Raw genomic sequence first — 21,827 nt, 5'->3', positions numbered from 1 at the left:
GCAGGTGTGTGGGCCGCCCAGGGGACGCCGTTCCCACGACCGGGGGACGCGGGCGGCGTGGCGGCCGCGCGTCGAGCGCTGTCGCCGCCCGCGCCCGCGCCCCCGGCGGTCCGTCAGGTGCGGGCTGTCAGCCCCTGACGTGCGGGAAGAGTTCGAGGAAGGGCTCCGCCGACGCCGTGACGCCACGGCTGTAGGGCGCGTCGAAGTCCCAGATGAGGAAGAGCAGGAAGGCGATCAGCGCGGAGAACAGACCGGCGAGGACCAGCTCGCGGGGCGTACGCCGGATCTGCAGGACGAAGATCATCCCGATCGTGACGACACCGCCAGCGATCAGCCCGAACCACACCACGCCCGGCATGGTCTCCCCGGTCGAGTTCGCGCGGGCGTTGCGTGCCTGGTCGGCGGCGGTCACCTGGTCGAGGAGCGGCTGGTAGGCCTGCGCCTGGAAGTCCGTCTTCGGCTCGTAGTCGGTGACGTCCTCGCGCAGGCGCCGCAGGAGTTCGGTGCCACGCTCGGTGACCCGGCCGTGCTCGGCCATCGTCGTCCACTCGGTGGTGACGACGTGTCCGACATAGGCGTTGACATCGTCACGAATGCGGTCGCGTACGTCGGGCGGATAGACCCGGACGCGTTCCGAGATCTCGTGCAGCGCCACGGCCTCCGCCTGTACGTGGTCCTGAGCCGCGCTGCGGCCCTCCCACACACCGGCGATGGCCAGGCCCAGGACGATGGCGTACACCACGCCGATCCACATCGTCATGTACTCGATGACGTCCGGGGTCTCGGAGGGATCCTCGTCCTCGGGGGCGGTGCGGTGCCGTAGGAAGGTGATGATGACCACGACGGCGCAGGCGGCCAGCATCGCGAGGGTGAGAACAAGCCATTCCGGCAAGAGAAGCCTCCAGGATCAGCGTGGACGCAGTGCGGCGATGGCGGCGATCGCCGGTGCCGCGATGAGCAGGACGAAGGTCAGGGGCGACGGGGCGTCGTGCGCCGGGCGCCTGTGCGGGGCGGCGCGGTAGGGCGGGTAGTGCACGGGGGACGTGGACGGACTCGGGGACGGCTTGGCCGACGGCTTCGGCGCGGGGGTATCGGGGGAGGGCGTCGGTTTCGGCGCGGGCGGCGGTGTCGGCGCCGGCCGCGGGCGGGGCGGGGCGGGCCGGGGTTCCGGTGTCGCCGGGGGCGGTGGGGGTGCGGGCGGTGGGGGCTCGGGTTTAGGGGTGGGCGTGGGTTCCGGCGGCGGCGTCGGTGTGGGATCCGGCGTGGGCTTCGGTGTCGGCGTGGGCGTCGGTGTCGGTTTCGGGGTGGGCGTCGGTGTCGGCGCGGGGCACTGCGGGGGAGTCGGCCAGGTGCGGCTTCCGGCGACCGCCACCGCCTGCGCGCCGTCCGGGCCGGTGTCGGCGTACGCGCAGGCGTCGGCCACCGCCACGCCGGCCGGTGCCGCCACCAGCAGCCAGGTCAGCGTCGCCACCGTCAACGCCCTTGTCGCGAGGGTGGATTGGGTCGGTTCGCGTCCATGCACGACCAAGATCCTGAGGCCGGCCCGCGCTCCCACACACCGAAGCGCGAGCGGAATGCCCCGAACGGGCGACGGATGGCCCTCGAAAGGTTTGGTCGACGGGCGCGGGCCTGACCCTCGAAGCGCACGCGCGTGCGACACGAGGTGGGGGTGTCACAGCCTTCGGAAAGAAAGTTGCGCGCCGGTTGAACGCAGGCGTGGCACCCGTGCGTACCTCTGGTCGTGCGGCGGCGCAGCAGGGCGCTGCAACACCCTTGTGATGATCGGGGAGTTGACGATGAAGACCTCGTGGCGGAGCGCCTCGCTCGTGGTGAGCGCCGTGGCAGTGCTGGCGCTGACAACGGCATGTGGGCAGGAAACCGCCCCGCCGGCGAGCAGCCAGAACGTGGGTGCCACGGCCGCGGCCGGTGATTACGGAACCGCCGGCACCGGCCTGGGGAGCGGATCCGGCATCGACGCCGGAGCGGCTGGACAGGAGAGCGCCGCCAAGCCGGCCGCCTCCGCCGGTGAGCTGTCCGTGTCCACGAACCAGGAACTCGGCGAGGTGCTGACCGACAGCGCCGGTCTGACGCTCTACCGCTTCGACAAGGACACCGCGGAGCCACCCAAGTCCAGTTGCGACGGCGACTGCGCGAAGAAGTGGCCGCCGGTCCCCGCGGACGACGCCACGGCCGGCGCCGGCGTCGACGAAGCGCTGATCGGTTCGGTCACCCGGTCCGACGGCACCAAGCAGCTGACCATCGGCGGCTGGCCGGCCTACCGTTTCGCCCAGGACGTCAGCGCCGGCGAGGTCAAGGGCCAGGGCGTCGGCGGCACTTGGTACGCGCTCGCCCCCGACGGCAAGAAGGCGAAGGGGGGCACGGAGGCGGCCGACCTGCCCGGTCTGTCCACGCGCAAGGACCCCAAGCTCGGCGAGATCGTCATCGACAAGAACGGCATGACGGTCTACCGCTTCATGAGGGACACCCAGTGGCCGATGTCGACCAAGTGCACCGGCGACTGCCTGGAGAAGTGGCCCGTCGTCGCCCCGGTCGACGCCGAGGACACCAAGGGCATCGATCTGCAGGGGTCCACCCCCAACCGGGGCTACGTCGTCTTCGACCGCCCCGACGGCATCAAGCAGCAGTCCATCGACTGCGTACCGATCTACACCTTCGCCGGTGACAAGAAGCCAGGAGACACCAACGGTCAGGGTGTCGGCGGCACTTGGTACGCCGTCCGCCCCGACGGCAAGCCGGTCGGCGCGTCGGAGAAGTAGAGATCACACCTCCCCAGGGTTGATCGCCTCACCCGGTCGAGTACGCACCACGAAGGGAGGGACGACACCAGCGAGAGTGCCGGACGAACGGACGGCGCGCCCGACCCACCGGTCCGTCCCCTGCGGCTCCACAAGCAGGGGGCGGACCGGTTTGCGGTCATTCACCGGTATTCTTCATCCTCTTTCGTCATGGTTGTGAACTCAGTGGAACGCTTCAGGTGCTTTTCGTAGAGGGTGTACGGGGCATCAATACGGCACGTGCCGCTGGCAGTGACCGGGAACGGATGGTCAATTTCCGTTTCCGCTCGCTCCTTTGGCGGGCGATCAGTAGCCTCAGCTCGAACACCGGATCGCCCGAGCCTTGGAGAGATAGATGGAGCGTCCCGCCTGGGCCCCACGGAGCATCGACATCTCGGTGCCCAGTGTCTCGCGGATCTACGACTACTACCTGGGCGGTTCGCACAACTTCGAGGTCGACCGGGAAGCGGCCCGCAAGGCCATGGAGTTCATGCCGGGACTCCCCAAGATCATGCAGGCGAACCGGGCGTTCATGCGCCGCGCGGTGCGCTTCGCGATCGACGAGGGCATCACCCAGTTCCTGGACATCGGCTCCGGCATACCGACGTTCGGCAACGTCCACGAGGTGGCCCAGACGGCCAGCCCCGGCGCCCGCGTGGTGTACGTCGACCACGACCCGGTCGCCGTCGCGCACAGCCAGGCCGTCCTGGAGGGCGACGACACCACGGACGTCCTCGCCGCGGACCTGCGCAAGCCCAGGGAGATCCTGGCCAGTTCGCAGGTCCAGAGCCTCATCGACCTGAACCGGCCAGTGGTGTTGCTGCTCGTTGCCATACTGCACTTCGTGGAGGACGAGGACGACCCCTACGAGGCGGTGGCCGAGCTGCGCGACGCACTCGCGCCCGGCAGCATGCTGGTGCTCACGCATGCCTCGTACGAGGGAATCCCGCTGCCCGAGGAGCGGGCCAAGGGCACGGTCGACGTATACAAGGACATCCGCAACCCGCTGATCATGCGCTCGCGCGAGGAGATCGCGCGGTTCTTCGAGGGGTACGACATGGTGGAACCGGGACTGGTGCCGATGCCGCTCTGGCGGCCGGAGACAGCACCGGAGGACGAGGATCCGTATGCCTTCTCCGGGTTCGCCGGCGTGGGGCGTACGGCGTGAGCGCGGGGTCGGACGGGCCGGAGGACAGACTGCGCCGGTTCGCGACGATCTGGAGCCGGGCGGTCTTCCCGGTGACCTCGACGTCGTCGACCCGGCCGGAGTTCGAGGAGCAACTGCTGCCGCTGGCCCGGCGGTTGAGCGAGGCGCTCAGGGCCAGGACCTTCGAGGCGGACGAGGGCAAGGCGGTCGGCGCCGCGCTGGTCGCCGCGCACTGCACCGACCCCGAGGCGCTCAGCCGCTCGCTGGACTGCGTCGAGGCCTACCTCGTGCTGTACTGCGGCGCCGACGGCGACCAGGAGGGCCTGCGGGCGCGCTCCTCGCGACTGCAGCACGCCATGGCCGCCGGGTTCGCCCAGGAGCTGCGCGAGCGGACACTGGCCGAGCAGGAGGCGATCTCCGCGGCCGCCCTCAAGGCGCAGGGCGTGGTGGCGCAGGCGCTGCACGCCACCGAGGCCCGCTTCCGCGCGGTCTTCGAAGGCGCGGCCATAGGGATCGGCATCGCCGACCTCGACGGCAACATACTGCAGGTCAACGGCGCGCTGCTGCGCATGTTCGGGGTCTCCGAACAGGCGATCCGCAGCCGCAACGTCAAGGAGTGGACCCACCCCGAGGACGCTCCGCAGACCTGGAAGCTCTACGACGAACTCGTGCGCGGCGAGCGCGAGCACTACCACGTCGAGAAGGCCTTCTCCCGCCCCGACGGAACGGTCCTGTGGACCAACCTCACGGTCTCCCTGCTGCGCGACGCCGACGGCGACCCGCAGTACCAGCTGGCCCTGATGGAGGACACCACCGAGCGGCGCCTGCTCAACCTGCGGCTGCGCTACGAGGCCACGCACGACGCGCTCACCGGCCTGCCCAACCGCACGTTCTTCTTCGAACGCCTGGAGAAGGCGCTGAACGCCGGCGAGGGCCAGCGCTTCGGCCTGTGCTACCTCGACCTGGACGGCTTCAAGACCGTGAACGACAGCCTTGGTCACGCGGCCGGCGACCGGCTGCTCGTCGAGGTCGCCGACCGGCTGCAGTCCTGCGCCACCGCGCCCGGCGAGATGGTCGCGCGGCTCGGCGGCGACGAGTTCGTGGCGCTGACCACCGGCCCCGACACCGAGCACGAGGTCGACGAGCTCGCCGCCCGCATCATGAACGCGCTGGTCGCCCCGATCAGCGTCGACGGCCGGGAGCTGACCGTGCGCGGCAGCATCGGCATCGTCGAAGGACCGGCCGGGGAGCGCAGCCCGGCGGAGGTGCTGCGCAGCGCGGACATCACCATGTACCGCGCCAAGTCGGCGGGCGGCAACCGCTTCGAGCTCGCCGACGAGGAGGCCGACGCCCGCGCCATCACCCGGCACGGGCTGACCACGGCGCTGCCGACGGCCCTGGACCGGGGCGAGTTCTTCATCGAGTACCAGCCGCTGGTCCACCTCGGCGACGGCAGTGTCCGCGGCGCCGAGGCCCTGGTGCGCTGGCTGCACCCGCAGCACGGCATCCTCGGCCCGGACCGGTTCATCCCACTCGCCGAGCACACCGGACTCATCGTGCCGCTCGGCCGCTGGGTCCTGGAGCAGTCGGTGCGCCAGGCGCGCGAGTGGCGCGAACGCTACGACGCCGTGGGCCCGCTCCGCATCAACGTCAACCTCTCGCCGTGCCAGCTCACCCACCCCGGGCTGGTGCAGGACACGGTGGACATCCTGGAGCGCGCGGGCGTGGCACCCGACGCCCTCTGCCTGGAGGTCACGGAGTCGGCCCTCATCGGCGCCGACGACGATCTGCTCAAGCCCCTGCGCCGACTGGCCGAGATGGGCGTCGACATCGCGCTGGACGACTTCGGCACCGGCTACTCCAACCTCGCCAACCTGCGCCGTCTGCCGGTGAGCGTCCTCAAGCTGGATCGCTCGTTCACCCAGAGCATGCAGCGGTTCCCGGCCGACCCCGTCGACCTGAAGATCGTCGAGGGGATCGTCTCCCTCGCCCACGGCCTGAACCTCGCGGTGACGGTCGAGGGCGTGGAGACCGGCGCCCAGGCCGAACAACTGCGGCTCCTGGGCTGCGACACGGCCCAGGGCTGGTACTACGCCCGCCCGGGTCCGCCGGAGCGGCTGCACGAACTGGCGCTGGTGGACGCGACCAGGTGAGCGGCGGGGGCCGTCCGGGGGTTACTCCGACGCCCGGACGGCCGCCCCCGCGGAGGCGATGTCCAGCTCCACGGTGACCACCTCGCCCTCCCGGCGGCCGCGTTCCGTGATCGCCAGCCCGATCAGCGCCAGTTCGGCGGCGCCGTCGCGCAGCGCGTGCCGGCCGGCCGTCTCCGCGGCGGGCTCGTGTCGCTCGTCGCGGTGCCAGGCGGACATGGCCGCCTCGGCCAGTTCCCGGGGCAGCCGCACCGTGACCCGGCCGGTCTGCGCGGCGACCCGGGACCCGATCGCCGCCAGCACCTCGGTGTCGTCCCGATACCTGGCGTACTGCTCGTCCTGTTCCTCGCTCACCGGGCGAGGGTATCCAGGGACGCGCAGGGTGAGCGGGGAATATCCGGCCGGGGGACGGCCGCCGGTCACCGCTCCAGACGCTGATCTCCGCTCCAGCCGCGGATCACCGCTCCAGCAGCATCCGCTGCAACTCCCGCGCGGCCCGCGGCGGCGCCACGTCGCTGCGGTGGGCCAGCGCGATCGTCCGGTGCAGCCCGGGCCGGGCCAGTGGGGTGACCCGCAGCCCCCGGCCCGAACGCGCCGCCACCATGCGCGGGACGACGGCCACGCCCAGGCCCGCCCGCACGAAGCCCAGTACCGCGTCCATCTCCCCGCCCTCCACCGCGAAATCCGGCTCGAAGCCCTCGGCGCGGCAGGCGGCCACGGTCAGCTCGCGCAGGTCGTAGCCGTGCCGGAACATCACCAGGCGTTCGCCCTCCAGGTCGGCGACGCGCACGGTGCGCCGGCCGCCGCCCGGGCGGGGTGCCTCGGGTGAGGAGACGACCACCAGGTCCTCGCGCAGCAGCTCCACCGTGGTCAGTGCCGGGGACGGGCTGGGCAGGGGCAGGACGACCAGGGCCAGGTCGAGGGCGCCGCGGGCGAGCTCCCGTACGAGGTCGTGCGAGCCGCCCTCCTCGATGAGCAGCTGGATGCCGGGATAGCGGTCGTGGAAGGCGCGCAGCACATCCGGGAGCAGACCCGTGCACAGGCTCGGGGTGGCGCCGAGCCGGACCCGTCCCCGGCGCAGCTGCACCAGCTCCTGCACCTCGTGCCGGGCCGTGTCCGCGTCGGCGAGGATGCGCCGGGCCAGCGGGAGCAGGGCCTCCCCGGCGTCCGTCAGCGTGATGTTGCCGCGCGCCCGCAGGAACAGGTCCGCGCCCAACTCCCGCTCCAGCGCCTTGATCTGCTGCGACAGCGAGGGCTGCGCGACATGCACCAGGTCGGCGGCTCGGGTGAAGTGCCGGGTCTCGGCGACCGCCACGAAGTACTGGAGTTGCTGGAACTGCACCCCTCCACCATAGGGCATGCCTATCGAAACGAGCCGGACCATGTCTTGGACCGATGGGGCTGTTCGGCCCTAGCGTCCTGTCCATGGCTCTGGCAACGCGGACGGACCGACGGCCGTCCTTGGCACGCACGGTGTGGGACTCCACCGTCGGCAAGAAGACCGTGATGGCGGTCAGCGGGCTGATCATGCTGCTGTACCTGGTCGTCCACATGATCGGAAACCTGAAGATCTTCTTCGGGGCGGGCGAGTTCAACCACTACGCGCACTGGCTGCGCACCGTCGGCGAGCCGTTCATGCACTACGAGTGGACGCTCTGGCTCGTCCGCATCGTGCTGGTCGTCGCCGTCGTCGCCCACGCCACCTCGGCGTACCAGCTCAGCCGCCGCGACATCAGGGCACGCCCCCGCAAGTACGTGCACAAGAAGCCGCGGGCCTCCTACGCCACCCGCACCATGCGCTGGGGCGGCATCATCCTGGGTCTGTTCATCGTCTGGCACATCCTCGACCTGACGACGGGCACCGTGCACACCGGCGGTTTCCAGGAGGGCCGCCCGTACCAGAACGTCGTGGACACCTTCTCCACCTGGTACGGCAACGCCATCTACGTCGTCGCGATGCTCGCCCTCGGCCTGCACATCCGGCACGGCTTCTGGAGCGCCGCCCAGACCCTCGGCGCCGGCAGCCGCACCCGCGACCGCGCCCTCAAGACCGTCGCCGACGTCCTCGCGCTGCTGCTCACGGCCGGCTTCATCGCCGTACCCGTGGGCGTCATGACCGGAGTGGTGAGCTGACATGACCGCTGAATACGTGACCTACGCGACCGGCGAACCGGTCACCGACACCAAGGCCCCCTCCGGTCCCGTCCACGAGCGCTGGGACAAGCGCCGCTTCGAGGCCAAGCTGGTCAACCCCGCCAACCGGCGCAAGCACACCGTCATCGTCGTCGGCACGGGTCTCGCCGGAGGCTCCGCCGGCGCCACCCTCGCCGAACAGGGCTACCACGTCGTCCAGTTCTGCTACCAGGACTCCCCGCGCCGCGCCCACTCCATCGCCGCGCAGGGCGGCATCAACGCCGCGAAGAACTACCGCAACGACGGCGACTCCATCCACCGGCTGTTCTACGACACCGTCAAGGGCGGCGACTTCCGGGCCCGCGAGTCGAACGTGCACCGCCTGGCGCAGATCTCGGTCGAGATCATCGACCAGTGCGTGGCGCAGGGCGTGCCGTTCGCCCGCGAGTACGGCGGACTGCTCGACACCCGTTCCTTCGGCGGCGTCCAGGTGTCGCGTACCTTCTACGCCCGCGGCCAGACGGGCCAGCAACTGCTGCTCGGTGCCTACCAGGCACTGTCCCGGCAGATCGCCGCCGGGAACGTCGAGATGCACCCCCGTACGGAGATGCTCGACCTGATCGTCGTCGACGGGCGGGCGCGGGGGATCGTCGCCCGGGACCTGATCACCGGGAAGATCGACACGTACTTCGCGGACACGGTGGTGCTGGCCTCCGGCGGCTACGGCAACGTCTTCTACCTGTCGACGAACGCCATGAACTCCAACGCCACCGCCATCTGGCGGGCCCACCGGCGCGGCGCCTGGTTCGCCAACCCCTGCTTCACCCAGATCCACCCCACCTGCATCCCGCGCACCGGCGACCACCAGTCCAAGCTGACGCTGATGAGCGAGTCGCTGCGCAACGACGGCCGGATCTGGGTGCCGAAGGCCAAGGGCGACACCCGCCCGGCGAACCAGATCCCCGAGGACGAGCGCGACTACTACCTGGAGCGCATCTACCCCTCCTTCGGCAACCTGGTCCCGCGCGACATCGCCTCCCGCGCCGCGAAGAACGTCTGCGACGAGGGCAGGGGAGTGGGACCCGGCGGGCAGGGCGTGTACCTGGACTTCGCCGACGCGATTCTGCGGATGGGCCGGGGGGCCGTCGAGGCCAAGTACGGCAACCTCTTCGACATGTACCAGCGGATCACCGACGAGGATCCGTACGAGGTGCCGATGCGGATCTACCCGGCCGTGCACTACACGATGGGCGGCCTGTGGGTCGACTACGACCTCCAGACCACCGTCCCCGGCCTGTTCGCGATCGGCGAGGCCAACTTCTCCGACCACGGCGCCAACCGCCTCGGCGCCTCCGCGCTGATGCAGGGCCTGGCCGACGGCTACTTCGTGCTCCCGGCGACGATCAACGACTACCTCGCCCGCAACCCGCACCACGAGAAGGTCACCGACGACCACCCCGTCGTCCAGGAGGTGCTGGCCGAGACCCAGGACCGCCTCAACCTCCTGCTGGCGGTGGACGGCGACCGTACGCCGGACTCCTTCCATCGCGAACTCGGCGAACTGATGTGGGAGTTCTGCGGCATGGCGCGCAGCGACACCGGTCTGCGCAAGGCCCTGGAGCGCATCCCGCAGATCCGTGAGGAGTTCTGGCGGCGGATCAAGGTCCCGGGCACCGGCGAGGAGTTCAACCAGTCGCTGGAGAAGGCCAACCGCATCGTCGACTACCTGGAGCTCGCCGAGCTCATGTGCCTCGACGCGCTGCACCGCGGCGAGTCCTGCGGCGGCCACTTCCGCGAGGAGTCGCAGACGCCGGACGGCGAGGCGGCCCGCAAGGACGACGAGTTCGCCTACGCGGCGGCCTGGGAGTTCACCGACACCGGTGCCGCTCCGGTCCTGCACAAGGAAGACCTCGTCTTCGAGTACGTCCACCCCACCCAGCGGAGCTACGCATGAAGCTCACCCTGCGCGTCTGGCGGCAGAAGAACGCCGACGCCGAAGGCGCCATGTCCACGTACGAGGTGGACGGGATCTCCTCCGACATGTCCTTCCTGGAGATGCTCGACACCCTCAACGAGGAGCTCATCCTCAGGGGCGAGGACCCGGTCGCGTTCGACCACGACTGCCGTGAGGGGATCTGCGGCGCGTGCTCCCTCGTGATCAACGGCGACGCGCACGGTCCCGAGCGGACGACGACCTGTCAGCTGCACATGCGGTCCTTCGAGGACGGCGACACGATCGACATCGAGCCGTGGCGGGCGTCGGCGTTCCCGGTGATCAAGGACCTGGTGGTGGACCGGTCGGCGTTCGACCGGATCATCCAGGCCGGTGGTTACATCACCGCGCCGACGGGGGCGGCTCCCGAAGCGCACGCCACGCCGGTGCCCAAGCCGGATGCCGACTTCGCCTTCGAGCACGCCGAGTGCATCGGGTGCGGCGCGTGTGTGGCGGCCTGTCCCAACGGGGCGGCGATGCTGTTCACGTCCGCCAAGATCAATCACCTGAACGTGCTGCCGCAGGGGGCGCCCGAGCGCGAGAGCCGTGTCCTGGACATGGTGGCGCAGATGGACGAGGAGGGCTTCGGCGGCTGCACCCTCACCGGGGAGTGCGCCACCGCCTGCCCCAAGGGCATCCCGCTCATGTCCATCACGGGCATGAACAAGGAATGGCTGCGGGCTGCGCGGAAGGTGAAGCGGTAGACCGGGCTGCACCACAGACGTTCGCCGGCACGTGCGGACGGGCGGGGCCGGGAGTGGTGCTCCCCGGCCCCGTCTCGGCTTTCGGCGCGTCCCGGGTGAACGGCACCGGATCCGCAGGCTGACCGGGCGGACACCGGAAGGTGGACCGCCGGTACCGGTCCGTGCCGTTCAACATGCGCACATCCGCTCTCCTGGCACAGGTCACGCTCACGCCAACCGGCATCGGAAGAACAGGGTCGGCACACAACACCGCTCCGCTGTTCTCCGCCCGCCGTCCCCGGCCCGTGATCAGGAGTAAGCCATGACCGGCGTACTGACCGTCGACCGCCCCCCGCAGCCCACGGCACCCACCCGTTACACCGTCGGCCTCGCCCGCGACGAGGAGGACGTGCGTGCCGCCCAGCGGCTGCGGCACGACGTCTTCGCCCGCGAGATGGGAGCCCAGCTGTCCACCCCGCAGCCGGGTCACGACATCGACGCCTTCGACGCGTACTGCGACCATCTGCTCGTCCGCGAGGAGGTGTCCGGCCAGGTCGTCGGCACCTACCGGCTGCTCCCGCCCGAGCGGGCCGCGGTGGCCGGCCGGCTGTACTCGGAGGGCGAGTTCGACCTCACCCGCATCGACTCCCTGCGCCCGAACCTGGTCGAGGTCGGCCGCTCCTGCGTCCACCCCGACCACCGCGACGGCGCGGTCATCAGCCTCATCTGGGCCGGTATCGCCCGCTACATGGTCGACCACGGCCACGAGTGGCTGGCCGGCTGCTGCTCGATACCGCTCGCCGACGGCGGCACGCTCGCGGCCGCGACCTGGAACCGCGTGCAGGCCAAGCACCTGGCCCCCGAGGAGTACCGCGTACGACCGCTGCGCCCCTGGCGGCCCGCCGCCCCCGCCCCGGCCACACGAAGCGAACTGCCCGCCCTCCTGCGCGGCTACCTCCGTCTCGGCGCCTGGGTCTGCGGGGAGCCCGCGCACGACGCGGAGTTCGGGGTCGCCGACCTGTACGTGCTGCTGTCGATGCGCCGGATCAACCCGCGCTATCTGCGGCACTTCCTCTCCCTCGTCCCGGCATGACGGACATGGCGGCGACGAGCATCCCGGCGACCGCCTCCACGGCCGAGGCGGCCGGCGCGGGAACCCTCTGGCGGCCCACCGCCCCCTGCACCCCACAGGCGTGCGTGGAGGCGACGGGACGGGCCGCGGCCGCCCCCCTGGCCGTCCTGCGGGTCGCCGCGGTTGTGCTCCTGTTGATCGTCGGATTCCTGGTCAGCCCGCTCGGCGCGCGGATCCCCGCGAGACTGGTCCGGCGCTGGTGCCGCTGGGTCGTACGGGCCGCGGGCGTGCGGGTACGGATCGACGGCGGCGCCGCCCCCGACCGCGGGCTGCTGCTCGTCGCCAACCACATCTCCTGGCTGGACATCCCGCTGCTCGCCGCCGTACGCCCGGCCCGGATGCTCGCCAAGTCGGAGATCCGCCAGTGGCCCGTGGCGGGATGGCTGACCGCCCGCAGCGGCGCCCTGTTCATCGACCGGGACCGGATCCGCGCACTGCCCGACACGGTGGCCCGGATCGCCGAGGCGCTGCGCGCGGGCGACGCGGTCGCCGTCTTCCCCGAGGGCAGCACCTGGTGCGGCCGCGCCCAGGGGCCCTTCCGCCGGGCCGCCTTCCAGGCCGCCCTGGACGCCGGCGTCCCCGTGCAGCCGGTCCGCCTGCGCTACCGGACCGCCGGGGGCGCGCCCAGTACGGCCCCCGCCTTCGTGGGCGACGACTCGCTGCTCACCTCGGTGTGGCGGGTGGCGGCGACGCGGGGACTGGTGGCCGAGGTGGAGGTACGGAACGCGATCGAGGCAGACAGCCACCCCGACCGCCGCTCCCTGTCCCGCACGGCGGAGTCGTCGGTGCTGCCGGGGACGTGGCCGGCCCGGGCCTGCGACGGCCTGCGGCGCCCTGTGCCGGTCCTGGCGGAGCGTGGCCTCGGCGGGGTCGGGCAGTCGGCGCCGGCCGGGTCGTGTGAGGTCGTTTCGGCGTGATCGGGCGGTCGGGGCGGGCCGGTTGAGGTCTGCTCCCGCGGCACTCTGCGTCGGTCCTGCGGGAGCGTGGCTTCTGCGGGGCCGGGCAGTCGGCGTCGGCCCGGTCCCGCGAGGTCGTGTGAGGCTCTTTCGGCAGGGTGGGGTGGCCGGGGTGTCGGTGCTGCCCGGGGGGTGCGGCCGGTGCGGGTCTGTGGTTTGTGGTGGCCGGTGTGCGTCCCGGCGGAGCGTGGCCCTGACGCGGGCGAGCAGCCGTCGTCGGCCCGGTCGCGCCAGGTCCTTTCGGCGGGATCGGGAAATCCGGACGTCCGTGCTGCCGGGGCGCGGGCAAGGTGCGGGGTTGCGGCCGGAGGTGCCGGTGCGGGACTGTGGCCCGCGGCGCCCGTGTCCGTTCTGGCGGAGTGTGGCTTCCGCGGGGCCGAGCAGCCGTCGTTCGCCCCGTCGCACGGGGCCGTTACGGCATGGCACGGGCGAGATACGGCGCCGTGGCACTGTCGCTCGCCCGTGCCACCTCCGTCGGCGGACCCGCCGCCACGATCCGCCCGCCCGCGTCACCGCCGCCCGGCCCCAGGTCGATCACCCAGTCCGCGCCCGCGACCACGGACATGTCGTGCTCGACCACGACGACGGTGTGCCCGGCGTCGACGAGGCCGTGCAACTGGCGCATCAGCACCTCGACGTCGGCGGGGTGGAGTCCGGTCGTCGGCTCGTCGAGGAGGTAGAGCGTGTGGCCGCGACGGCCACGCTGCAACTCGCTCGCCAGCTTGATGCGCTGCGCCTCACCGCCGGACAGTTCGGTGGCCGGCTGGCCGAGACGCGGGTAGCCCAGACCGACGTCGAGCAGCGTGCCCAGACTGCGGGCCACCGCCGGGGTGTCCGCGAAGAAGTCCGCGGCCGCCTCGACCGTGAGGTCCAGCACCTGCGCGATGTTCCTTCCCCGGTACGTCACCTGGAGCGTCTCGGGGTTGTAGCGGGCCCCACCGCAGTCCGGGCACGGCGCGTACGTGCTCGGCAGGAACAGCAGCTCCACGCTGACGAAGCCCTCGCCCTGACAGGTCTCGCAGCGCCCGCCCGCCACATTGAAGGAGAAACGCCCGACGCCGTAACCACGCGCCCGCGCCTCGTCCGTGGCCGCGAACAGCTTGCGTACGACGTCGAAGAGGCCGGTGTAGGTGGCGAGATTGGAGCGGGGGGTACGGCCGATCGGCTTCTGGTCCACGCAGACCAGGCGGCCCACGCCCGCCGACTCCTCGGTGATCTCGCCGATGAGGGTGGACTTGCCCGATCCCGAGACACCGGTGACGGCCGTGAACACACCGAGCGGGAACTCGGCGGTCACCCCGCGCAGGTTGTGGCGGCTGACCGGGCCGACCTTCAACTGACCACGAGCGGCCCGCACTTGGCGTACGGCGGCAGGGGAGTCGTCGAACAGGAAACGTGCGGTCGCCGACTCCGCGACCGCCGCCAGCTCCGCCACCGGCCCGCTGTGCAGCACCCGCCCGCCGTGCTCACCCGCACGCGGCCCCACGTCGACCACCCAGTCGGCGCCACGCACCACATCGAGGTGGTGCTCGACCACGAACACCGTGTTCCCGGCCGCCTTCAGCCGTTCCAGCACCCTCAGCAGCGCCTCCGTGTCCGCCGGGTGCAGTCCCGCGGACGGCTCGTCGAGGACGTACACGACACCGAACAGCCCGGACCTGAGCTGGGTCGCGAGTCGCAGGCGCTGCAGCTCGCCGGCCGAGAGCGTGGGCGTGGCGCGGTCGAGGCTGAGGTAGCCGAGGCCGAGCTCGACGATGGGCCCGATACGGGACTTGAGGTCCTCGGTGAGGATGCGGGCCGTCTCCGAAGTGCCCTCCAGCGTGCCGGCCAGCTCCGTGAGCGGCAGCGCGGCCAGTTCGGCGATCGTCCGGCCGGCGAAGGTCACCGCCATCGCCTCGGGCCGCAGTCTGCTGCCGCCGCAGGCCGGGCAGGGCGCGGCGGCCAGGAACCGCTCCGCCTTGGCCCGCAGCGTCGGGCTCCTGGAGTCGGAGAAGGTCTTCATGACGTACCGCCGGGCGCTCATGTACGTGCCCCGGTACGGCCGTTGGATACGGTCGGCGTCGCGCACCGGGTGGACCGTGACCACCGGCTGCTCGTCGGTGAACAGGATCCACTCACGCTGCTCGGCGGGCAGCTCGCGCCAGGGCCGGTCGACGTCGTGACCGAGCGCGTCGAGGATGTCGCGCAGGTTCTTGCCCTGCCAGGCGCCCGGCCACGCTGCGATCGCGCCCTCGCGGATCGACAGTGAGGGGTCGGGGACCAGCAACTCCTCCGTCGTACCGTGCACTTGGCCGAGCCCGTGGCACCGAGGGCACGCCCCGGCCGCAGTGTGGGGAGAGAAGGCGTCCGAGTCCAGCCGCTCGGCGCCGGGTGGATGGTCGCCGGCGCGGGAGAACAGCATCCGCAGGGAGTTGGAGAGGTGGGTGACCGTGCCCACGGAGGAGCGGGACGTGGGCGTCGAGCGCCGCTGCTGGAGGGACACGGCGGGCGGGAGTCCGCTGATCTCGCCGACCTTCGGTGCCCCGACCTGGTGGATCAGCCTGCGCGCGTACGGCGCGACCGACTCGAAGTAACGGCGTTGGGCCTCGGCGTAGATCGTGCCGAAGGCGAGCGACGACTTCCCGGACCCGGACACCCCCGTGAACACGGCCAGCACCTCCCGCGGAATGTCGACGTCCACACCCTTGAGGTTGTGCTCACGGGCGCCGCGGACGCGGACGTACGGGTCGTGCGGAGAGTGCATGGGGATGGGCTCCGGGGCGTGTGGGTGGTTGGCGCGTGGGGCGGGGCGCGTGGGGCAGGGCGAGTGAGGCAGGGCGAGTGGGGCGGTGTCGTGGGCAAACCCCGCGATTCTATGTGAACGGGACGGAGGCGTTTCGGCGAGCCATCCGACGTTCATGAGGCCGTCGGATCCTTCGCACCGACCGCCCCTGACGTCTCGCCAGTCCCTCTTCTCACCGAGGAGTAGCGTGAGCGCTTCTAAGGGCGCCCGTTCCGCTGCCGAACGCGACCGACTGGACCCCGTGCGCCGACCCCGGCGACCGCCCGCAGGATGAAGCGCCAGGGCGCGGGCGGGGTGCGGCCGCGTTCCCGAAGCCGCTCACGATCGACACCACGTCGTTCGACCCGCGCGACGCGGACTGACCCACCAGCCGGCGGCTCGCCCGGTCACGCCGTGATGATCCGGGCGAGCCGCCGGTAGGAGTCCAGCAGTGCCTCACGGTCGTAGGTACTGGTCGTGACCAGCACCTCCTGCGCGCCCGTCTCCTTCAGCACCGTCTCCAGTTCGTGCGCGACCTGCTCCTCGGTGCCGGCGATCTGGCCGGTGAGGCCGTCCTCGTAGAAGCCGCGCTCCTTGTCGGCCATCGTGAGCGCCTCGATCCGCTCGGCGGGCGCCAGCGGCGGGAAGGTGCCGCGCGTGCGTGCGGAGGCCATGGACCATGCCTCCGGGACCAGCAGCCGCCGGGCCTCCTCGGGCGTGGCGGCCACGGCGACCGTGCCGGAGACCACGACGTACGGCTCGCTCGCCCAGGCGGAGGGCCGGAAGTGCTCCCGGTAGTGGTCGATGCCGCGCTGCATCCTGGCCCGGTTCCGGAGATCACCGATGACCATCGGCAGGCCCGCACGGGCCGCGATGTCCGCGCCCTCGCCCATGGCCAGCACGAACGGCGGCACGGTCAGACCCTCGGCGGGCCGCGCGTGCACCCCCGTGGGCGAGGTGCCGCGGAACCAGCCGAGCAGTTCCTGCAGCTGCGCCGCGAAGTCCGCCGCGTCCCCCTTGTCCCGCCCGAGCGCCTTGCGCACCCCGTCGGTGAAGCCGACCGAGCGGCCCAGCCCCATGTCGACACGCCCCGGGAACAGGGACTCCAGCACCCCGAACTGCTCGGCCACCACCAGCGGTCGGTGGTTCGGCAGCATCACCCCGCCGGTCCCGACCCGGATCGTACGGGTCGCGGATGCGACGGCGGCGGCCAGTACGGTCGGCGCGGAACCGGCGACGCCGGGCACCCCGTGATGCTCCGAGACCCAGAGGCGGTGGTAGCCCAGCTCCTCCAGCTCCCGCGCCAGCGTCACGGTGTCGCGCAGTGCCTCGGCGTCCGTGTGGCCCTCCCGGGTGCGGGAGCGGTCGAGGACGGAGAAGCGGGTCGCGGCGATCACGGAGCTCATATGGGGTTCAACAACGCCGCCGCCGCGGGATTCCTCACGGCGCGATGTTGTGGTTCAGGCGGAACAGGTTCCCCGGGTCGTAGCGCCTCTTCAGGGCCGTCAGACGAGCGTGGTTGTCACGGTAGTTGGCCTGTACGCGGTCCTGGTCGTCACTGTCCATGAAGTTCACGTACCCACCGCCCATGGAGTGCGTTTCGAGCGCCCGGTGGTAGGCGCGCACCCAGTCCTTCTGGGTCTCGCAGTCCTCACGTGTGGTCAGGGTGGGGCTGAGCGCGATGGAGAAGTCGGCGTCGCGGTAGGAGAAGGCGGTCTCCTCCGGTCCGACCCGGTGGCAGGCGCCGTCCAGGGGGAAGACGACCGTGACGCTCTGGATGGACGGGGTGTCGGCGCCGTACTCGACGAACGCGTCGATGGCGCCGTCCGGCAGGCCCTGGGTGAAGGAGCCCTTCCAGTAGTGGTACAGCCCGGCGGGAACCAGGTCGTCGAAGAGGGTGTTGATCACGGGGTACGGCATGCGCTCCAGGTGCCTGCCGAGCACCGGCCCGAGCGCGGCGACGCGGGCCCGGATCCTGTCGTCCTCGTCCTGCGGACCGGTCCAGCAGGCGATCACCCCGCAGACCGGCCGCCCGTGCCAGCGTTCGGGCAGGAACGGCACCGGCGGCCCGAGGCCGACGACGAAAATGGCGCCGAGCCTGTCGTCCGCTTCGGCGATCAGCTCCCGGTAGTGGCGGATCACGGCGCCGTCGAGCGGGAAGAAGGTCGGTCCGCCGAGGACGTCGGCGATGGGGTGCAGACGGTACGCGAAGGACGTGACGACCCCGAAGTTCCCACCGCCACCCCGTACGGCCCAGAACAGGTCGCTGTGGTGCTCGGCCGTGCACGTCACGAAGTGTCCGTCGGCCGTCACCAGGTCCACCGAGACCACGTTGTCGCAGGCCAGACCGCAGCGGCGGACCAGATAGCCCATGCCCCCGCCCGTGGTCAGACCGCCGACGCCGGTCGTGGAGACGATCCCGCCGGTGGTGGCCAGTCCGAAGGCGTGCGTGGCGTGGTTGACGTCCGCCCAGGTGCAGCCGCCCTCGACCCAGGCCGTACGGGTCTCGGGATCGACGCGGATCCCGCGCATCAGGCCGAGGTCGAGCACCACACCGCCGTCGCAGGTTCCGTAGCCGGGAACGCTGTGGCTGCCGCCGCGCACGGCCAGCGGCAGGCCCTGGTCGCGGGCGAAGTCCACCGTGGCGATGACATCGCCCGCGTCGACCGCCCGCACGATGATCGCGGGCCGCCTGTCGTGCATCGCGTTGTAGACCCTGCGGGCCTCGTCGTAGTCGGGGTCGCCGGGCTCGACGATGTTCCCGCGCACGCCCCCGCGCAGCCGCTCCAGCAGCTCGTGGTCGAAGGTCGGCGTGTAGGTGGTCATGGCCGCCACCTGCTTTCCACTCCTGGGTCGGAAAGGGGGACACCTCCTGGTGTACGCCGGGAGCGGGGTGCCCTCATCGCCGGTTCTGCCCATCCCCGGCGGACCCGGCATGGGCAGAACGGCCCATGCGCGTCATGCGAGTCCGTGCCGGTACGCGTACGCCGTCGCCGCCGCCCGCGAGGACACGTCGAGCTTGGCGAAGATGTTGTTGAGGTGCCGGGCGACAGTGTGCTCGCTGATCACCAGCTCGGCGGCGATGGCCCGGTTGGTGCGGCCCGCCGCGACCAGCCGCAGCACCTGGATCTCGCGCTCGGTGAGCCCGCCGGGCTGCCGTCGGCGCACATCCGCGAGCAGGGCCGCCGCCCGGCGGACGTCGGGTACGGCACCGAGCCGCCGGAAGGTCTGCTCCGCGGCGCGCAGCTCCATCCGGGCACCCTCGCCGTCCCCGGCGGCCCGGTCGGCGGCGGCCAGGGTCATCCGCACCTGGGCCGCCTCGTACGGCACCCGCAGCTCCAGCCACAGGGTCAGCGCCCGGCGCAGCAGGGGCAGCGCGCGGTCGAGGTCACCGTCGGCGAAGGCCACCGCACCGCAGGCCCCGGCGGCGCTCGCGTGCAGCAGCGTCGTCTCCGAACCGCACCGCCGCTGCCAGTCCCGGGCCAGGGACTGCAGCTCCTCGGCAGCCGCGCGGGCCTCGGCCGTCCGGCCCACCGCCAGGCACACCTCCACCTGGGCCGCGAGCAGCCGGCAGTGTTCGAGACAACCGGCCTCGGCTCCCCTCACGAGCGCCGGCCGCAGGGCCGTGACCAAGGCGTCGGCCTTCCCCTGGGCCAGCCGCAGCAGGGCCAGTCCGGGCTGCGGGTCGCGGCCGAGTTCGTGGGTCCGGTCGTACGACTCCTCGGCCGCGGTGAGCTCTCCTCGCCGCCGCTGGATCTGACCGACGAGGTAGACCGCCTCGGCGGCCATGCGCCGCTCGTACGGCAGCAGTTCCTCGCAGGTCCGTCCGGCCTCGGTCAGCGCCTCGGGCCAGCTGCCGCGCAGCTCCAGCACCTGGACCCGGTGCACCCGGCACAACCCGCGGTAGTTGTTCTCCTCCGGCATGGACGCGCACCAGCGCATGGCCGCGTCGGTCCATTCGGCGGCGCGTTCGAGATCGATGCAGGCCATGGCCTGCTGGAGGCCCAGGCAGTAGGTCCAGCCGGTGAAGAAGGAGCTGAGCTCACCTGCCATGGCCGAGCACATGGCGTCGTCCAGCAGATCGAGTCCGTCATGCAGGCGGCCCCGCGCGACCAGGACGCCCGCCTGCGCCTGCACGCTCATGGCCAGCAGGTCCGGGCTGCCGCAGCGCCGCGCGATCCCGGCCATACGCCGGGCCGCGGCCATCGCCTCGTCGAACGCACCGCGCTGCTGAGCGTCCTCGGCATCCATCCAGGCGAGGTAGCACTGCTCGACGCACTCCGGCTCGCCCCGCAGATGCCGCCGCGCCCGGCGCAGCCAGCCGGCGGCCACGGCCGTGCGGCCCGCGAGCTGATGTTCGTAGAAGAGCAGCCAGGCCATGAGCCCCGCCTGTCGCGCCGCGCCCGCCGCCACATATCCGGAATAGGCCCGCATCCGATGGACGATCGACTCGTCGATCCGGCTCGTCCACCAGGCGGCGTCGGCGAACGCGGCGTGGTCGTCGGGCGTGAGACAGCCGGCGTCCAGGCCGCCCAGCAGCCGGTACGCCTCGGCCCACGCCTCATGGGCGGCGGCGTCCCTGGCCTGCCGCAAGGTGTCCGCGGCCGCCCTGTCGATCGTCCGCTCGGTCACCCGCGGCTCCCTTCTCGCGCGCTGCGAGCAGGACCGGCCCCTCACCAGAACCAGAATAGGCGGGCCGGGTGCCGGAGGGCTCAGCGCACGGACACCTGGAGCGACCCCGCGTGCTCGTGGTCGCAGGCGTCGTCGATGCCGTAGGTGTCCCAGGCCGGGAACGGGTCGGTGGCCGGGGCGGCCTCGCCGTCCGCCAGCAGGCAGTCGGTCAGGGCGGCCCGGATCGCCTCCGCGTGCAGCCCCGTGCCGATGAAGACCAGCTCCTGCGCGTACGGCGCCTCGGTGTCCCGCGCGGCGCTGGGCTCGAAGCGGGCGACGGAACCGGCCTGCGACCACAGCCCCGTCACGCGCGGCCGGCTGGCGAGGGTGAAGAACCCCTTGGACCGCAGCACCTTCCCGTACGCGCCGCTGTCCAGCTCCTCGGTGACGAACGTCCACAACCGGCCGGGGTGGAAGGGCGAGTCGGCGCGGAACACCGTGGACGAGATCCCGTACTCCTCGGTCTCCGGCACATGGTCGCCGTTCAGTTCCCGCACCCAGCCCGGGGCCTGCTGGGCGCGCTCCAGGTCGAACAGCCGGGTGCCGAGCACCTCTTGGAGCGCCACGCGTCCCCGGACGGCGTCGACGATCCGCGCGGCCGGGTTGAGCCGGCCCAGCGCCGCCCGCAGCCGGTCCGCCGTCGCGGCGTCGACCAGGTCCAGCTTGTTGAGCACGATGACGTCCGCGAACTCGACCTGGTCGACGAGGAGATCGCTGACGGTGCGCTCGTCCTCCTCGTACTGGTCGAGGCCGCGCTCGACGAGCTCGTCGCCGCTGTCCAGCTCGGCGAGGAAGTTGGCGGCGTCGACGACCGTGACCATCGTGTCCAGCAGGGCGAGGTCGCCGAGGGTGGCGCCGTCGTCGCGGGCGAAGGCGAAGGTGGCGGCGACCGGCATCGGTTCGGAGATGCCGGAGCTCTCGATGAGCAGGTGGTCGAAGCGGCCCTCGCGGGCCAGCCGGTCGACCTCCTCCAGGAGGTCGTCGCGCAGGGTGCAGCAGATGCACCCGTTGGTCATCTCGACCAGGCGTTCCTCGGTCCGCGACAGCGCGGCCTCACCGCCCCGCACCAGCGCGGCGTCGATGTTGACCTCGCTCATGTCGTTGACGATGACCGCCACGCGCAGCCCCTCGCGGTTGGCCAGCACATGGTTGAGCAGGGTCGTCTTGCCCGCCCCGAGGAAGCCGGACAGGACGGTGACGGGCAGACGGCTCTCGTACGGCATTCCCGGTCAGCCCTCGGGGCGCAGCAGCCCGCGCTCGTACGCTTTGACCAGGTGCTGCGGCACGAGGTGGCTGACGCCGTCGATGGTGACGGGCACGAGCTGCGGCGTGCTCGCCTTCCACTGGGCGCGGCGGTGGCGGGTGTTGCTGCGGGACATCTTCCGCTTCGGGACAGCCATGACGGA

At 71.8% G+C, this 21,827-nt stretch carries 18 protein-coding genes; 8 read left to right on the top strand and 10 right to left on the bottom strand.

What is annotated here, in order from left to right; all coding sequences use genetic code 11:
- Nucleotides 1-127: 127 nt before the first annotated feature.
- On the bottom strand, nt 128-892 hold the full coding sequence (locus tag ABZ078_RS25815; RefSeq protein ID WP_356578876.1) for a hypothetical protein: 765 nt from the start codon (nt 890-892) through the stop codon (nt 128-130).
- A 15-nt stretch (nt 893-907) separates the two neighbouring features.
- Nucleotides 908-1,471, bottom strand: coding sequence for a hypothetical protein (locus ABZ078_RS25810; protein ID WP_356578875.1), 564 nt, complete (start codon nt 1,469-1,471; stop codon nt 908-910).
- Nucleotides 1,472-1,796: 325 nt separating this feature from the next.
- On the opposite strand from ABZ078_RS25810, the gene ABZ078_RS25805 reads away from it, so the two are divergent.
- The 3 genes from ABZ078_RS25805 to ABZ078_RS25795 all read left to right on the top strand — a co-directional run bounded on the left by ABZ078_RS25805 (nt 1,797) and on the right by ABZ078_RS25795 (nt 6,095).
- A complete protein-coding gene (locus ABZ078_RS25805; RefSeq protein WP_356578873.1) occupies nt 1,797-2,777 on the top strand; it encodes an SCO0930 family lipoprotein in 981 nt (326 codons plus the stop codon).
- Nucleotides 2,778-3,150: 373 nt separating this feature from the next.
- Nucleotides 3,151-3,963 carry an SAM-dependent methyltransferase gene (locus ABZ078_RS25800; RefSeq protein WP_356578871.1) on the top strand — a complete coding sequence of 271 codons (813 nt, stop codon included), beginning with the start codon at nt 3,151-3,153 and terminating at the stop codon, nt 3,961-3,963.
- Nucleotides 3,960-6,095 (top strand): EAL domain-containing protein, encoded by a 2,136-nt coding sequence (locus tag ABZ078_RS25795; protein ID WP_356578869.1) that lies wholly within the window; start codon nt 3,960-3,962, stop codon nt 6,093-6,095. The genes ABZ078_RS25800 and ABZ078_RS25795 overlap by 4 nt, the downstream gene beginning before the upstream one ends.
- Nucleotides 6,096-6,116: 21 nt before the next feature.
- Here the strand turns inward: ABZ078_RS25795 and ABZ078_RS25790 are convergent, their stop codons facing one another.
- Nucleotides 6,117-6,446 carry a hypothetical protein gene (locus tag ABZ078_RS25790; protein ID WP_356578867.1) on the bottom strand — a complete coding sequence of 110 codons (330 nt, stop codon included), beginning with the start codon at nt 6,444-6,446 and terminating at the stop codon, nt 6,117-6,119.
- Nucleotides 6,447-6,549: 103 nt separating this feature from the next.
- Entirely contained in the window at nt 6,550-7,434 is an 885-nt protein-coding gene (locus ABZ078_RS25785) for a LysR substrate-binding domain-containing protein (RefSeq protein WP_356578866.1), read from the bottom strand.
- A gap of 119 nt (nt 7,435-7,553) precedes the next feature.
- Between ABZ078_RS25785 and ABZ078_RS25780 the strand changes: the two genes are divergently transcribed.
- From ABZ078_RS25780 to ABZ078_RS25760, 5 genes are all read left to right on the top strand, one after another.
- Nucleotides 7,554-8,225: a succinate dehydrogenase gene (locus tag ABZ078_RS25780; protein WP_356578953.1), complete on the top strand. Its 672-nt coding sequence runs from the start codon at nt 7,554-7,556 to the stop codon at nt 8,223-8,225.
- A gap of 1 nt (nt 8,226) precedes the next feature.
- The gene (locus tag ABZ078_RS25775; protein WP_356578864.1) at nt 8,227-10,179 is read left to right on the top strand and encodes a fumarate reductase/succinate dehydrogenase flavoprotein subunit; all 1,953 of its coding nucleotides are present in this window, start codon (nt 8,227-8,229) and stop codon (nt 10,177-10,179) included.
- Entirely contained in the window at nt 10,176-10,922 is a 747-nt protein-coding gene (locus tag ABZ078_RS25770) for a succinate dehydrogenase/fumarate reductase iron-sulfur subunit (RefSeq protein WP_356578862.1), read from the top strand. Before ABZ078_RS25775 ends, ABZ078_RS25770 begins: the two co-directional genes overlap by 4 nt.
- A 301-nt stretch (nt 10,923-11,223) precedes the next feature.
- Nucleotides 11,224-11,994, top strand: coding sequence for a GNAT family N-acyltransferase (locus ABZ078_RS25765; RefSeq protein WP_356578860.1), 771 nt, complete (start codon nt 11,224-11,226; stop codon nt 11,992-11,994).
- A 5-nt stretch (nt 11,995-11,999) separates the two neighbouring features.
- Nucleotides 12,000-12,950, top strand: a complete 951-nt coding sequence (locus ABZ078_RS25760; protein ID WP_356578951.1) for a lysophospholipid acyltransferase family protein — start codon at nt 12,000-12,002, stop codon at nt 12,948-12,950.
- Between the two features lie 451 nt (nt 12,951-13,401).
- Here the strand turns inward: ABZ078_RS25760 and ABZ078_RS25755 are convergent, their stop codons facing one another.
- The 6 genes from ABZ078_RS25755 to rpmF all read right to left on the bottom strand — a co-directional run bounded on the left by ABZ078_RS25755 (nt 13,402) and on the right by rpmF (nt 21,821).
- Entirely contained in the window at nt 13,402-15,732 is a 2,331-nt protein-coding gene (locus tag ABZ078_RS25755) for an excinuclease ABC subunit UvrA (protein WP_356578858.1), read from the bottom strand.
- A 425-nt stretch (nt 15,733-16,157) separates the two neighbouring features.
- Nucleotides 16,158-17,156 carry an LLM class flavin-dependent oxidoreductase gene (locus tag ABZ078_RS25750; protein ID WP_356578856.1) on the bottom strand — a complete coding sequence of 333 codons (999 nt, stop codon included), beginning with the start codon at nt 17,154-17,156 and terminating at the stop codon, nt 16,158-16,160.
- A gap of 34 nt (nt 17,157-17,190) precedes the next feature.
- Nucleotides 17,191-18,576, bottom strand: a complete 1,386-nt coding sequence (locus tag ABZ078_RS25745) for an FAD-binding oxidoreductase (RefSeq protein WP_356578854.1) — start codon at nt 18,574-18,576, stop codon at nt 17,191-17,193.
- A 132-nt stretch (nt 18,577-18,708) separates the two neighbouring features.
- On the bottom strand, nt 18,709-20,382 hold the full coding sequence (locus ABZ078_RS25740; RefSeq protein ID WP_356578852.1) for a LuxR C-terminal-related transcriptional regulator: 1,674 nt from the start codon (nt 20,380-20,382) through the stop codon (nt 18,709-18,711).
- 80 nt (nt 20,383-20,462) lie between these two features.
- The gene (locus ABZ078_RS25735) at nt 20,463-21,644 is read right to left on the bottom strand and encodes a GTP-binding protein (protein ID WP_356578850.1); all 1,182 of its coding nucleotides are present in this window, start codon (nt 21,642-21,644) and stop codon (nt 20,463-20,465) included.
- Nucleotides 21,645-21,650: 6 nt separating this feature from the next.
- On the bottom strand, nt 21,651-21,821 hold the full coding sequence (gene rpmF / locus ABZ078_RS25730; RefSeq protein ID WP_003996023.1) for a 50S ribosomal protein L32: 171 nt from the start codon (nt 21,819-21,821) through the stop codon (nt 21,651-21,653).
- Nucleotides 21,822-21,827 lie beyond the last annotated feature (6 nt).

Origin of the sequence: Streptomyces sp. NPDC006385, from assembly GCF_040612485.1 — a bacterium.
In the GTDB taxonomy this organism is placed as follows: Bacteria; Actinomycetota; Actinomycetes; order Streptomycetales; family Streptomycetaceae; genus Streptomyces.
This window is presented reverse-complemented; position numbering and strand designations above follow the sequence as displayed.

Coding starts and splice junctions, on each gene's coding strand:
- ABZ078_RS25765 (WP_356578860.1), top strand. CDS start 11,224: ATGACCGGCGTACTGACCGTCGACCGCCCCCCGCAGCCCACGGCACCC.
- rpmF (WP_003996023.1), bottom strand. CDS start 21,821: ATGGCTGTCCCGAAGCGGAAGATGTCCCGCAGCAACACCCGCCACCGC.
- ABZ078_RS25745 (WP_356578854.1), bottom strand. CDS start 18,576: ATGACCACCTACACGCCGACCTTCGACCACGAGCTGCTGGAGCGGCTG.
- ABZ078_RS25760 (WP_356578951.1), top strand. CDS start 12,000: ATGGCGGCGACGAGCATCCCGGCGACCGCCTCCACGGCCGAGGCGGCC.
- ABZ078_RS25750 (WP_356578856.1), bottom strand. CDS start 17,156: ATGAGCTCCGTGATCGCCGCGACCCGCTTCTCCGTCCTCGACCGCTCC.
- ABZ078_RS25775 (WP_356578864.1), top strand. CDS start 8,227: ATGACCGCTGAATACGTGACCTACGCGACCGGCGAACCGGTCACCGAC.
- ABZ078_RS25735 (WP_356578850.1), bottom strand. CDS start 21,644: ATGCCGTACGAGAGCCGTCTGCCCGTCACCGTCCTGTCCGGCTTCCTC.
- ABZ078_RS25755 (WP_356578858.1), bottom strand. CDS start 15,732: ATGCACTCTCCGCACGACCCGTACGTCCGCGTCCGCGGCGCCCGTGAG.
- ABZ078_RS25800 (WP_356578871.1), top strand. CDS start 3,151: ATGGAGCGTCCCGCCTGGGCCCCACGGAGCATCGACATCTCGGTGCCC.
- ABZ078_RS25805 (WP_356578873.1), top strand. CDS start 1,797: ATGAAGACCTCGTGGCGGAGCGCCTCGCTCGTGGTGAGCGCCGTGGCA.
- ABZ078_RS25770 (WP_356578862.1), top strand. CDS start 10,176: ATGAAGCTCACCCTGCGCGTCTGGCGGCAGAAGAACGCCGACGCCGAA.